The organism is Priestia flexa NBRC 15715, from assembly GCF_001591565.1.
Classification (GTDB): domain Bacteria; phylum Bacillota; class Bacilli; order Bacillales; family Bacillaceae_H; genus Priestia; species Priestia flexa.
This window is the reverse complement of record NZ_BCVD01000109.1, coordinates 1-13,550: the sequence shown is the minus strand read 5'-3', so window position 1 is coordinate 13,550 and position 13,550 is coordinate 1. Positions and strand designations below refer to the sequence as shown.

The 13,550-nt window shown below is 38.7% G+C and carries 9 protein-coding genes, 1 pseudogene and 1 riboswitch; of the genes and pseudogenes, 6 read left to right on the top strand and 4 right to left on the bottom strand.

Translation table 11 applies throughout. The annotated features are described in order from the left end of the window. Positions 1–200 precede the first annotated feature (200 nt). Positions 201–303, top strand: a riboswitch (SAM riboswitch). 111 nt (positions 304–414) lie between these two features. From BFL01S_RS15725 to BFL01S_RS15710, 4 genes are all read left to right on the top strand, one after another. Next, the gene (locus BFL01S_RS15725; protein ID WP_061786245.1) at positions 415–2,253 is read left to right on the top strand and encodes a bifunctional homocysteine S-methyltransferase/methylenetetrahydrofolate reductase; all 1,839 of its coding nucleotides are present in this window, start codon (positions 415–417) and stop codon (positions 2,251–2,253) included. Beyond that, a complete protein-coding gene (gene metH / locus BFL01S_RS15720; RefSeq protein ID WP_025909176.1) occupies positions 2,254–5,697 on the top strand; it encodes a methionine synthase in 3,444 nt (1,147 codons plus the stop codon). 176 nt (positions 5,698–5,873) lie between these two features. Continuing rightward, positions 5,874–7,310, top strand: a complete 1,437-nt coding sequence (locus BFL01S_RS15715; RefSeq protein ID WP_025909175.1) for a carbon starvation CstA family protein — start codon at positions 5,874–5,876, stop codon at positions 7,308–7,310. A 127-nt stretch (positions 7,311–7,437) separates the two neighbouring features. Further along, complete coding sequence (locus tag BFL01S_RS15710; RefSeq protein WP_061786244.1) at positions 7,438–8,241, top strand: Cof-type HAD-IIB family hydrolase; 804 nt, start codon at positions 7,438–7,440, stop codon at positions 8,239–8,241. Positions 8,242–8,273: 32 nt separating this feature from the next. Here the strand turns inward: BFL01S_RS15710 and BFL01S_RS15705 are convergent, their stop codons facing one another. The 4 genes from BFL01S_RS15705 to BFL01S_RS15690 all read right to left on the bottom strand — a co-directional run bounded on the left by BFL01S_RS15705 (position 8,274) and on the right by BFL01S_RS15690 (position 12,131). After that, positions 8,274–8,480, bottom strand: a complete 207-nt coding sequence (locus BFL01S_RS15705) for a hypothetical protein (protein WP_235859248.1) — start codon at positions 8,478–8,480, stop codon at positions 8,274–8,276. A gap of 51 nt (positions 8,481–8,531) precedes the next feature. Then, positions 8,532–8,864, bottom strand: a complete 333-nt coding sequence (locus BFL01S_RS15700) for a hypothetical protein (protein WP_076513049.1) — start codon at positions 8,862–8,864, stop codon at positions 8,532–8,534. A 465-nt stretch (positions 8,865–9,329) separates the two neighbouring features. Continuing rightward, positions 9,330–10,625, bottom strand: a complete 1,296-nt coding sequence (locus BFL01S_RS15695) for an NCS2 family permease (RefSeq protein WP_025909171.1) — start codon at positions 10,623–10,625, stop codon at positions 9,330–9,332. Between the two features lie 189 nt (positions 10,626–10,814). Next, positions 10,815–12,131, bottom strand: a complete 1,317-nt coding sequence (locus BFL01S_RS15690) for a short-chain fatty acid transporter (RefSeq protein WP_061786243.1) — start codon at positions 12,129–12,131, stop codon at positions 10,815–10,817. A 403-nt stretch (positions 12,132–12,534) separates the two neighbouring features. On the opposite strand from BFL01S_RS15690, the pseudogene BFL01S_RS15685 reads away from it, so the two are divergent. Next, positions 12,535–12,786 (top strand): annotated as a pseudogene (locus tag BFL01S_RS15685) (SDR family oxidoreductase); the annotation flags it as partial. A 383-nt stretch (positions 12,787–13,169) separates the two neighbouring features. Beyond that, positions 13,170–13,538 (top strand): YueI family protein, encoded by a 369-nt coding sequence (locus BFL01S_RS15680; RefSeq protein ID WP_025911362.1) that lies wholly within the window; start codon positions 13,170–13,172, stop codon positions 13,536–13,538. Positions 13,539–13,550: the final 12 nt, after the last annotated feature.

Below are 13,550 nucleotides of genomic sequence, written 5' to 3'. Positions count from 1 at the left end.
GGGAGTGTTGGTATTTTTGGAAATTTGTTTTGTTATGCCCACCCTCTTCTTATGATTTATTAGTGAAACTTTCGAAATTGTCTTGTATAATATAAAAAAATCAGATAAATTAGATAATAAGATTAAATTTCATCTTTATCGTTCGTTTCTTTTTAAGTAAACATATCGCAGAATGAACTAAAATAATAATCATATATGGATTCTTATCACGAGAGGTGGAGGGACTGGCCCTTTGAAACCTCAGCAACCAGTCGAAATGACATGGTGCTAAATCCAGCAAGCAAATCGCTTGGAAGATAAGAAGAAGAAATAAAGTCTTCTTCTTACAGAAGGCTTTTTTTGTTAATTCATTTTCTTTTTTTATTTGAACACAACTGATAACAGATGAAATGGAACGTTTAAGGAGGTTTTCAAATGGGGTTACTTGAAGATTTACAATCACGCATTTTAATAGGAGATGGTGCAACTGGTACCCTTCTGTATTCACATGGAATTGATAGCTGCTTTGAAGAGCTAAACATCACAAAAAAAGAAGAGATTCAGCGCATTCATCGTGCATATGTAGAAGCAGGTGCAGATGTCATTCAAACCAATACATATGCTGCCAATTATCAAAAGCTTGCACGATATGGTTTAGAAGATGCTGTCAAAGATATTAACATTTCAGCCGTCAGAATTGCAAAGCAAGCTGCTAAGAAAGATGCATACGTGGTCGGTACACTAGGAGGCATTCGCTCATTTCAAAAAAATGCCATCTCAACAGAAGAAGTAAAGCGAAGCATTCGCGAGCAGCTATTTTGGCTGTTAAATGAAGGCGTTGACGGCTTGCTATTTGAAACATACTACGATTTTGAAGAATTAAAAACGGTGTTGTCCTTGGCTAGAAAAGAGACATCAAAACCAATCATTACGCATGTTTCACTCCATGATATTGGCGTATTGCAAAATGGAACATCCCTTTATGATGCGTTTCAAGAGTTAGAATCTTTAGGTGCAGATGTTGTCGGTCTGAACTGTCGTTTAGGCCCTTCTCATATGATTCAATCGCTTGAAGAAGTTCCGCTTTTAGATCGTGCTTTCTTATCAGCTTATCCAAATGCAAGCTTACCAGCTTATGTAGAAGGAAAAGTGGAGTACGCTACAAATCAAGATTATTTCGTTGAAAGCGCCAAAGCTTTTCGCAATCAAGGCGTTCGTTTAGTAGGTGGATGCTGCGGTACTACGCCCGCTCATATTCAAGCGATGTCACAAGCATTGAAGCATGAGAAGCCTATTGCGCAAAAGAAAGTAAAGATTAGACCAGTTGTAGAAATCAAAGAACAAGAACAAACAAAGGAACCACACCTCCATGATCTTGTGAAAGAAAGGCGTTCAATTATCGTTGAGCTTGATCCACCAAAACAGCTTGGACCAACAAAATTTTTAGATGGTGCAAAAGCTCTTCATAAGGCTGGTGTTGATGCGGTTACCCTTGCAGATAATTCTCTGGCATCACCTCGAGTAAGCAACTTAGCAATGGCATCGCTTATGCAGCAGCAAACGGATGCTCGACCGCTTGTTCATATTACGTGTCGTGACCGTAACTTAATCGGACTTCAATCCCATTTAATGGGACTTCATACACTTGGCATTAACCAAGTATTAGCCATTACAGGAGATCCATCAAAGATTGGAGATTTCCCTGGAGCTACGTCCGTTTATGATGTCTCTTCATTCGATTTAATTAGCTTAATTGCTCAATTTAATGAAGGATTATCCTATTCAGGAAAGCCACTTGGACAAAAAACCAATTTTTCAATCGCAGCGGCATTTAACCCAAACGTTCGACATTTAGACCGTGCAGTTGTCAGACTTGAAAAGAAAATTTCATGCGGTGCTCACTATTTTATTACACAGCCGCTATACTCAACAAAACAAATTGAAGAAGTGTACGAAGCAACGAAACATTTAGATGCTCCAATTTATATCGGCATCATGCCACTAACAAGTGCTCGTAACGCTCGCTTCATTCATCATGAAGTACCCGGAATTAAATTGTCGGAAGATATTTTAGCACGCATGGATGCTACTGGAGAAGATCGAATTAAAGGTGAAGTTGAAGGATTAGCAATTGCAAAAGACTTAATCGATACTGCCTATGAATTATTTAATGGTATCTATTTGATTACACCGTTTTTGCGCTACGAAATGACCGAGATTTTAACTCGTTATATCAACGATAAACAGCTTGTAACGACAGAAAGGAAGAACTAAATGACCTCATTAATTCAAGAACAATTACAAAAGCGAATATTAATTATTGATGGTGCAATGGGAACCATGATTCAAGACGCAAATTTAACAGCTGCTGATTTTGGTGGCGAAGAGTACGATGGTTGTAATGAGTATTTAACCCTAACAGCTCCTCACGTTATTCAGCGTATTCACGAAGAATATTTCGCTGCAGGTGCTGATATTATTGAAACCAATACGTTTGGCTCTACTTCCATTGTATTAGATGAGTACGATTTAGGTCACCTTGCCTACGAGCTAAACATCGAAGCTGTAAAGCTAGCGGTGGCAGCACGAGATAAGTTTTCAACGCCTGAGTGGCCAAGGTTTGTAGCCGGAGCTATTGGTCCTACAACAAAAACATTGTCGGTAACGGGCGGAGTTACCTTTCAAGAATTAGTCGAGTCGTACGAAGAACAAGTTCGTGGATTATTAGACGGTGGCGTTGACCTCCTTCTGGTGGAGACGTGTCAAGATATGCTAAACGTAAAAGCCGCTTTTTTAGGAATTACAGCTGCATTTGAAGCATCGGGCAAAGAGCTTCCTATTATGATTTCAGGAACAATCGAACCGATGGGAACGACGCTGGCGGGCCAAGATATTGAATCTTTCTATCTATCATTAGAGCATATCAAGCCTCTATCTGTTGGCTTAAATTGTGCTACTGGCCCTGAGTTTATGACGGATCATATTCGCTCTTTATCTGAATTAGCAACGTCTGCTGTTAGCTGTTACCCAAATGCTGGCCTTCCAGATGAAGAAGGTAACTACCATGAATCACCTGAACTTCTTGCTCAAAAAATTAAAAGCTTTGCGGACAAAGGTTGGTTGAATTTTGTTGGTGGCTGTTGCGGTACTACGCCTGCTCACATTAAGGCGTTGGCTGAAGCTGTGAAAGACGTCTCTCCTCGTCCATTAAATCGACCTGAGCATAACCATGCTGTTTCTGGAATTGAGTCATTAATTTACGATGACTCCATGCGTCCTTTGTTTGTAGGTGAACGTACCAACGTTATCGGCTCACGTAAATTTAAGCGCCTTATTGCAGAAGGAAAGATTGAAGAAGCTTCTGAAATCGCGCGCGCTCAAGTAAAAAATGGTGCACATGTTATTGATATTTGCTTAGCCGATCCCGATCGCGATGAAATTGAAGATATGGAACTGTTTATCCAAGAGGTTGTGAAAAAAGTCAAAGTCCCTCTTGTTATTGATTCAACGGACGAAGCCGTAATTGAACGTGCCCTCACCTACTCACAGGGTAAAGCAATTATTAACTCCATTAACTTAGAAGATGGCGAAGAGCGGTTCGATGCCATCTTACCGCTTGTAAAAAAATTCGGTGCTGCTCTTGTGGTTGGTACAATTGATGAAGAAGGTATGGCGGTTACCGCTGAGCGAAAGCTTGAAATTGCGAAGCGCTCACACGATTTACTGGTTCAAAAACATGGATTCAACCCTAAAGATATTATTTTTGATCCGCTTGTTTTCCCTGTTGGTACAGGTGACGAACAGTATATTGGCTCTGCGGAAGAAACGGTAAAAGGAATTAAAATGATTAAAGAAGCATTGCCTGACTGTCAAACAATTCTCGGCGTCAGTAACGTATCGTTTGGCTTACCGCCTGTTGGGCGTGAAGTGCTAAACGCTGTATACCTCTATCACTGTACGCAAGCTGGTCTTGACTATGCCATTGTAAATACTGAAAAGTTAGAGCGCTATGCGTCCATCCCTGAAGCAGAAATTAAGCTAGCAGACGCGTTACTGTTTACTACTAACGATGAAACGTTAAGCTCGTTTACAGACTTTTATCGTGATAAAAAGAAAGAGTCAAAAATCGAAGTATCGAATTTAAACCTTGAAGAACGTTTAGCTATGTATATTGTAGAAGGAACAAAAGAAGGACTGCTCCCGGATCTGCAAGAAGCGCTTGCTAAATATGATGACCCATTGGATATTATTAACGGTCCATTAATGAATGGAATGGCAGAGGTTGGGCGCTTGTTTAATGATAACCAGCTAATCGTCGCCGAAGTTCTCCAAAGTGCTGAAGTCATGAAAGCATCCGTTGCCTTTTTAGAGCCGCATATGGAAGCGTCAGAAAACGATTCTGGTAAAGGGAAAGTGATTTTAGCTACAGTTAAAGGTGATGTACATGATATCGGTAAAAATTTAGTCGACATTATTTTAAGCAACAACGGATTTAAAGTGATCGATTTAGGAATTAAAGTAACGCCTCAACAGCTCATTGAAGCTGTGCAAAAGGAAAAGCCTGATATCATTGGGTTATCCGGCCTACTAGTAAAATCAGCTCAGCAGATGGTATTAACAGCTCAGGATCTTACGCAATCTAAGATCAACGTGCCTATTATGGTAGGAGGCGCTGCGCTATCTCGTAAGTTTACTGATTTTAAAATTGCACCTGAATACGAAGGTGCTGTTCTATATGCTAAAGACGCAATGGATGGCTTATCGCTTGCCAATAAGCTTCAGGACAAAGAAGAGATTACACAGCTTCTTGAAGATTTAAAAGTTCGTCAAGAAAAGAAAGTCACGTTTAAAGAGCGAAAACATCAGGAAAACACAACTGCAACAGCTGTGTTACAACGGTCTGCTGTATCAACGGATGCTCCGGTGTTTATTCCATCTGATTTAAAACGTCACGTTGTGAAGCATTACGATTTGGCGCAAGTTTTACCCTACATTAACTGGCAAATGCTTTTAGGCCATCATCTGGGACTTAAAGGTAAAGTTAATAAATTACTTGCTGAAAAAGATGAACGAGCCGTTCAATTAAAAGAAACGGTAGATGAATTGCTGGAATTAGCTCTAAAGGAAAACTTAATTAAGCCAGCTGTTATCTATCAATTCTTCCCTGCGCAGTCAGATGGAAATGATTTAATTATCTATGACCCTTCTGACCAGAAGACAGAAATTGAGCGCTTCACGTTCCCGCGTCAAGAGAAAGGACAGTTCTTGTGCTTATCTGATTTTGCCAAGCCTGTTGAGAAAGAAATGGATTACGTCTGCTTCTTCTCAGTTACAGCCGGTACAGGAATCCGCGAACGTGCCGCTCAGTTTAAAGAAAACGGTGAGTTTCTAAAGAGTCACGTTTTCCAAGCGCTAGCACTTGAACTAGCAGAAGGCTTGGCAGAACGTGTTCATCAACAAATTCGAGACCGTTGGGGCTTCCCTGACTCTCCAGATTTTACTATGGCAGAAAGATTTTCAGCTAAGTATCAAGGACAACGCTTCTCTTTTGGCTACCCGGCATGTCCAGACTTAGAAGATCAAGCCAAGCTATTTAAGTTGATTGAGCCTGAAGATATAGGTATTCAACTTACGGACGGCTTTATGATGGAGCCTGAGGCTTCCGTTACCGCTCTTGTGTTCGCTCATCCAGAAGCTAAATATTTTAACGTCCTATAATAAATAAAGAAAAATCCATCGTTATCTAACGGTGGATTTTTCCTATTCAAACATTAAAAAACTAAAAAAATTAACTTTTCTAAAAAAATACCTTGTCACCTCCTCTGACATTTGTTAGGATAAGAATATTAAATTTTCAAACAATTAAAACTTTTGTTTTTTAGGAGGATGTTCACATGGTTACTTTTTTCGCTTCTATTGCCCTTTTAATCGGGGGATATGCCATTTACTCAAAAGTGGTTGAGCGAATTTTCGTTATAGATCCAAACAAACAAACACCAGCGTATGAAAAGTTTGATTCATTAGACTACGTTCCGATGAAATGGTGGAAAGGTTCATTAATTCAACTCTTAAACATTGCAGGTCTTGGCCCCATCTTCGGAGCCGTTATGGGCGCTTTATACGGACCGGTAGCGTTCATCTGGATTGTCATCGGCTGTATCTTTGCAGGAGCTGTACATGATTACTTCTCTGGTATGCTATCTCTTCGCCATGGTGGAGCACAGTACCCAGCGCTAGTTGGTAAATATCTTGGAGCAAATATGAGAAAGATCATCAATGTCGTTTCTCTTGTGCTTATGATTTTAGTAGCGGCAGCTTTCACAGCTGGTCCAGCTCAGTTAATTACAAGCGTTACATCTTTACCTTTTATCGTATCGCTAATTATTATTTTTGCTTACTTTATTTTAGCGACGGTCCTACCCGTTAATAAAATTATTGGAAGAATTTATCCTTTATTCGGTGCAGTATTGATTTTCATGGCTGTCTCAATTGCATTTGCACTTATTTTCATTTCAAAAGAATCTGTACCAAATTTAACATTAGAAAACCTTCATCCACAAGAGCTGCCGATTTGGCCTCTATTAATGGTAACTATCTCATGTGGTGCTATTTCGGGCTTTCACTGTACGCAAAGTCCAATTGTTGCTCGTACACTAAAAAATGAAAAAGACGGACGCAAAGTATTTTTCGGCGCGATGATTGGAGAAGGAGTTATCACCTTAATTTGGGCAGCAGCTGCAATGACATTCTTCAACGGAACAGGTGGCCTTCAAGAAGCACTTGCTGCTGGTGGACCATCTGCGGTAGTAAATGAAATCTCAACATCGTGGCTTGGAACATTAGGAGGCATTCTCGCTATTTTAGGTGTTATCATTCTACCAATTACAACTGGGGATACGGCATTACGTTCATCTCGTATGATTTTAGAGGATCTTGTTAGTAAGAACCATAAAGAAGAAAAAGGAAATAAAAAAGCAACGTTTATTTATACATTATCCGTTGCGGTTCCAGCTTTTTATCTATCAACAATTGATTATTCATTCCTTTGGAGATACGTTGGCTGGACCAATCAAGTCGTTGCCACTGTCATGCTATGGACAGCTACCATTTACTTGCTTCAACATGCTAAAAACCATTGGATTTGCGGAATTCCATCTATGTTTATGACGGCGGTAGTTTGTTGCTATATCTTCTATGCTCCAGAAGGTTTAGGGTTAGATTATGGTTTATCAATGGGTATTGGTACAGTTCTTACTTTATTCGTAGGCGGTTGGTATATTAAACAGATTCGCACTTATACTAATCAAAACATTAATACACAAGTAGCATGATAAAAAGGCTTCCGATTCGAGGAAGCCTTTTTATATGAAATACAAGCGTTTTCTTGATACAATAAATACGCATGTATACTACTATTTATAAGAATATGACCGGTTCATTGAAAGGAGCTTTTTTAAGTTGATCAAACTATTTGTCAGCGACCTTGACGGTACGTTGCTTCATCAGGAAAAATATGTTGAAACACATAATATTGAAGCGTTAGTAAAGCTTCAAGAAAGCAATATTGATGTTTGTTTAGCATCAGGACGAATGGATAGTGAAATTCTAAAAATTTCGTCTGATATTCAAAATAACTTTCATCGAATTAGTCAAAATGGTGCGTTTGTTTGGACAAGAGATAATCATTCACTACACGCTAAGGTATTTGAAAGTGAGTTAGCTTCCAGCCTATACAAACAAACGCTAAATCCTAACCACGTCGTCTTAGTTTGTTCAAACGATACGAACTATGTAGAAACGAAAACCGACGTCATTAATGAAATTGAAAAGCATATGTTTTTCCCAATTGAGGAGCAGGAAAATATGCTCGACTCTTTTGGATTAAACTTCTCGCCATCTAAAATTACAATCCTTGGAGACCACTCAGAATTGGTAGCTCTTCAAGCTGATTTAACACATCAGTTTAAAGAGCAAATTGATGCCTACATTTCTGCCAAAAACTGTTTGGATATCATGCCAAAGCACATCAGCAAAGGAAATGCTATTCAAATCTTACTAGATCATTTAGGTTTACAACCTGAAGAAGTAGCATGCGTGGGTGATTCCTTTAATGATATTCCAATGTTTCACTTAACGCCGAATAGCTTTGCGATGGCCACAGCTCCTGAAGAAGTGAAAAAACACGCTTCTGCTGTTGTTTCATCCGTCAGTGAAGCAGCGGAAATTGTTTTAGCACGAAATAATAGCATCCCTACTAAATAAGAAAAAGTGCGAAGCGTCTGCCTCGCACTTTTTTAATGTCTCTTCCAAACTGCCCGGAGGTATTCTCCTAGGCTGTGCTGATCACCATTATCTGTCTTGCCTGCTTTTACAAGAGCCTGAATACGTTCTCTCCTAACAATCGTTAAGATCAGCGTCATAAAAAACAGAATGGAAATTCCCATTACAAATAGCGCTAATAATGATGCTACAATGGTTTCTGGCATTGTTAAAGATGACAAATTTACCTCTCTCCTTTCTTTTTGTACAAAGGAAGGAGTTAGTTGAATCGCTTATCCTAAAAGATTCTTCTGTTCATATTCATTCTCTGCATACGATTTTAAATCCTGAATTTCTTGATATGCCCCTTCAAGACCTTGCTGTTTTGCTTTTTGATTCATATGGTTATACACCATCTTCACCTTACACACTGTTGCTTTAAGAGATGTTTCTGGGTCGGCATCTTCTTTTAAATGAACATTTGCCAAATCTACAATGGAGCGAGCTAATAACTCGACGCTATTGCGCAGCTCAACTTCGTTATAGACCGCACGATCTTGAAGCTTAAAACGAATAATCTCATTTGCTAACTCCCTCACACGTACAAACTGCTGCTGTTCATTCATAGTATTTCCGCAGTAAGAAACTTATACCCCACTCTTTAGGCGCAATAAGTAACTAGACTTCTTACCGCTGAGCTCCCCCTTTTATTAGGCCTAGTCTGCTTTTGATAAATAAAAAAAGCTTTTCTTATGTTATTTTACTATTAGATATTCGATAAAATAACTGCGTTTTCCTTTATCTCTTTCCCTTTAATTGCCGACATATTTTGCTTCTATTCCGACTTTAAATGCGCCAAAACATGATAAACAAACAGTAAAATCCCAACTGTTGTTAAAGTAGCTTCTACTGCTATAATAAGCGTCATGCTTTACGTATTAAGCACAGTCATCAAAAATAATCCTATCATCATAATAGGAAGCCATAAGTTATGCAACCACGCATGAATTTTGTCTACCTTATTCCTTCTTTTAGGAGCTTAGAATCATCCATTCAAATAAAAAAGCAGCTGGCAATCCAGCTGCTTAACTTTATGCAATATAATGTAAAACAAAGTTCAAGAAAAATAACAACGCAATTACGTACATAAAAGCGGATACTTCACGCATTCTGCCGATTGCAAGCTTTAAAAGCGGGTATGCAATAAAACCAAAAGCGATACCATCAGCAATGCTGTACGTTAGCGGAATTAGAGCGATAATTAAAAACGCTGGGAAACCTTCTGATAGATCTTGGAGGTTGATGTTCTTGATATTTTGAATCATCAAACCACCAATAACAATCAAAATCGGTGCAATTGCACTATCTGGAATAAGCTTAATAAATGGAATAAAGAACAGTGAGCTTAAAAATAACACGCCTGTAATTAAAGACGTAAGTCCCGTTCTTCCACCTGCTGCAATACCTGATGCTCCTTCAACTGAAGCAACAGTTGGGCTCGTGCCAAGGAGACCTGCCAAAGAGGCAGAAACAGCGTTTGCTTGAAAAGCTTTTGAAAACTTTTCCTGTTGGTCCATCATGCCTAATTGGCCATGAATTAATCCAATGTTCTCGAATACAAGTACCATGGTTAGCGAGAACACCGCAGCCCAAAACGTAATTTGTCCAAGCGCTGTAAACGAAAAGGCACCGAAACCTGCAAAAAATTCTTGAAAGCTTGTAGAGGTGCTGCCGTTCGATTGATTTTGAACACCAAACAGCATTGCAATAAGCGTTCCAGCAATCATGCTGAGCAAAAAGTTTCCGCGTATATTTCGAATAAATAACACAATTGTAATCATCAATGTCAACAACGTACTAAGCACAAACGGATCTGATAGATTCCCTAATGCAACAAACGTTGTATCACTTGGAATAACCAATCCACCTTTTTGAAGCCCAATAAATGTTAAGAATAACCCGACTCCAACGGTAATTGCTTCTTTTAAAGAGTGCGGAATCGCAGCCACAAGCTTTGCAGATAGCCTTGAAAATGCAAGCAAAGTAAACAAAACGCCGGATATAAATACGGCAGCTAGTCCTTCTTGCCACGTTAATCCCATTGACTGTACCATTGTATACGTAAACAACGCGTTGATTCCCATACCTGGAACCAAAATAAGCGGGGCGTTTGCCCAAAACGCCATCAGTAAACAACCAATGACCGATACAGCCACCGTCGCAAAAATACCTGCTTCTAATGGAATGCCTGCATCTGATAAAATAGTTGAATTAATCGCAATGATATATACAATTGATAAAAAGGAAATAACGCCCGCAACGCTTTCTTTTCCAAGCGTTGTGTTATGATGTTTCAATTGAAACAAATTTTCTAATAACGCTTTCAAATTTTCTTCCTTCTTTTCTCAATATCCCTCACCCACCCAGTGTCTAAAAAAGCCACCGTGGCTATTATAGCAAAATCCGTGGCGGTTGCAAGAGAAATTTTACGTTTTCTACAGTATCGACTTCTACTGCATTTATAGTATCGGCATTTTTTGCATGCTTATCGATAACATCTTTTACTAATCGCTGTATTAAAAAATAAGCAATCCTAATGAAATAATGACGCCGCTTACTAACAAAATCATGACGCAATATCCCATGATATCTTTTGCTTTTAACCCAGCGATTGCAAGAGCAGGAAGCGCCCAAAATGGCTGAATCATATTCGTCCAAGCATCTCCCCAGGCTACTGCCATGGCAGCTTTTGCAGTTGGTACATCTAAAGCTTGAGCTGCGTCTAAAACTACCGGAGCCTGAACTGCCCACTGCCCTCCTCCGGACGGTACAAAAAAGTTAACAATTCCAGCACTCCAAAAAACAAACATCGCAAACGTTGTTTCAGTTGAAATCGAAACAAATGCTTCTGAAATCACAGTTGCTAACCCTGAAGATACCATGATGCCCATCAGCCCTGCATAAAATGGAAATTGAATAATAATGCCACTTGTTCCTTTTACAGCTTCTGTTACCGCTTTCAAAAAATTACGAGGCGTTCCATGAAATAAAATTCCCAGAAACAGAAACAGAAAATTGACAATATCTAAATTTAATAAAAGTCCTTTTTCCACGAAGTAATAACCTAAAAATACGATTCCCGCAGCCCCAATTGTCAATGAAATAATTCGGCTATTCTCTAAACGTGCTGCGGGCGTCATATGCTCAACTTCAGCCGATGCTGCTTGAAAGTCTTTTAACAGCTCAGGATCTACTACAAATGCTTCTTCCTTTGGTGGCATCATTAATCTATTCACAATCGGTACGGCTACAAACAAGGCGGCTACAATCACTAAGTTAAATGTAGAAAAAATGGTTTGACTTGTTGGAATAAGTCCAATCATGTCTTCTGCAAAATGACTAGGTGTCGCAATCGTTAAAGGAACAGAACCGGAAAGTCCTCCATGCCAAATGACAAAGCCGCTGTATGCACTCGCAATTAATAAACGATAGTCGACATACTTCACTTGTTTCGCTAATTCCTTTGAAAATAACGCACCTACAACCAGCCCAAATCCCCAGTTTATAAAGCTTGCTAGTAATGAGATAATCGATACAAGTACCACTGCTTGTCCTGGAGACGAAGGCAAGCTAGCAAGGCGCGTTAATCCTTTTTTACATAAAGGACTGCTTGCTAATACGTGCCCCGTAACTAATACTAGAATCATTTGCATAGAAAAAGCTAATAACCCCCAGAAACCTTCTCCCCAGTACTGCACTAGATTTATTGGGGTACTATCTGTAAAGATAAGCCCAAATCCAAACACTGCAAATGTTAGGATAATGACAAATAAAAATGGATCTGGTAAATACCTTTGCATAATCCCATTAAAAAAACCAACTATGTGTTTCATAGAAGTTCCCCCTTATTCGACTTTTTCTGACGTCATGTATGATATTCGCTTTTTTTATTCTTTTTTCCTTTAAAACAGGAAAAGAAGTGAACCACAGCTCACTCCTTTTCTTTAAAAATCATGTTATACGATACTGCATATATTTCCTTATTCAGTTCGCATGGGCATAAGCGGGATTTTTTAACATTTAAACTTATAACCCTTGACAAGTTTAAACGTTATGTTTAGAATTAACTTCCCTAGATTTGAAATATATAAGTGTACAATGTTAGAAATAGTTAGTCTTCCCTGTAATGAAGCACGCCCTGTGGGCGTGCTTCATTTTCATTTATTGAAATAAATACATATCTCAATTCCCCCAGGTAATACTACTACCATCTTTTTATGACTGGAGAAGGATGTCATTACAGTAAATGCGCTTTGTCCTGGTTATGTAGATACGCCACTTGTTCGTAACCAACTTCAAGACTTAGCTAAAACACGTAACATCTCACTTGAGAAAGTATTAGAACAAGTAATCTACCCCCTCGTTCCACATCAGCGTTTGCTAACAGTTGATGAAATTGCTGATTATGCACTTTTCCTAGCAAGCGATAAAGCGAAAGAAGTGCCAGGTCAAGCCATTGTAATGGACGGCGGGTATACAGCTCAGTAAAAAATGACATAAAAAAGGCGATGAATTTTGCGTTCATCGCCCATTTTATGAAAAGGATAAAATGATTGCATCTTTATAATGGAAAACCCTTTTTTGACCATTAGTTTAAGGCTTATTCTCCCCTTTATAAACCTCAAAACGCGCTATTATTGTATAAAGTCATCTCCCCAAACAACTTTATACAAACCAAACTGAAATCGCTTACAATCTTAACTTTATGAAATCATTTCCTTTTCGTTCTATGTTCATTAAACACTAATTTTTTCAAAATAGCAACCCTTTTTATCGGATTTCTTTAAGTATGTTCTAAAAGATGATATTTTTATATGAAGTCCTCATATTTTATTGAAATATGGGGAAATGATACGTAAGAAGGAGTGACAATTATGAGTGAAAACATCGAAGAATATTTAGAAAGAGGACTATATGGCACCCAAGAAACAAAGCAAGCTGAGCGTAAATACTTCCTCACTGCTTTACGTGAACGAATTGAAATTGCTCTAACTAAGGGACAGGTAATGAAGCCAACCGTTTATAAAGAGGTTGAAACAACCATCACTAACGTTCAAAGTGGACAAGTCTTTTTAAACGGAACGATTTCCTACTCTTTTTTATCAAAATATATTCAAATAGCAAACAAACATAACGTTCCTTTTACTATTGTACAAAATCTAGAAGCTGATACAGATATCGGACTCGTGGTCACAGGGTCAAAAGGTTCCACTGAAAATGAAATTTTTATCAAAAATTAAAAAGCCGTCAAA

Coding starts and splice junctions, on each gene's coding strand:
- BFL01S_RS15725 (WP_061786245.1), top strand. CDS start 415: ATGGGGTTACTTGAAGATTTACAATCACGCATTTTAATAGGAGATGGT.
- metH (WP_025909176.1), top strand. CDS start 2,254: ATGACCTCATTAATTCAAGAACAATTACAAAAGCGAATATTAATTATT.
- BFL01S_RS15715 (WP_025909175.1), top strand. CDS start 5,874: ATGGTTACTTTTTTCGCTTCTATTGCCCTTTTAATCGGGGGATATGCC.
- BFL01S_RS15700 (WP_076513049.1), bottom strand. CDS start 8,864: ATGAATGAACAGCAGCAGTTTGTACGTGTGAGGGAGTTAGCAAATGAG.
- BFL01S_RS15690 (WP_061786243.1), bottom strand. CDS start 12,131: ATGAAACACATAGTTGGTTTTTTTAATGGGATTATGCAAAGGTATTTA.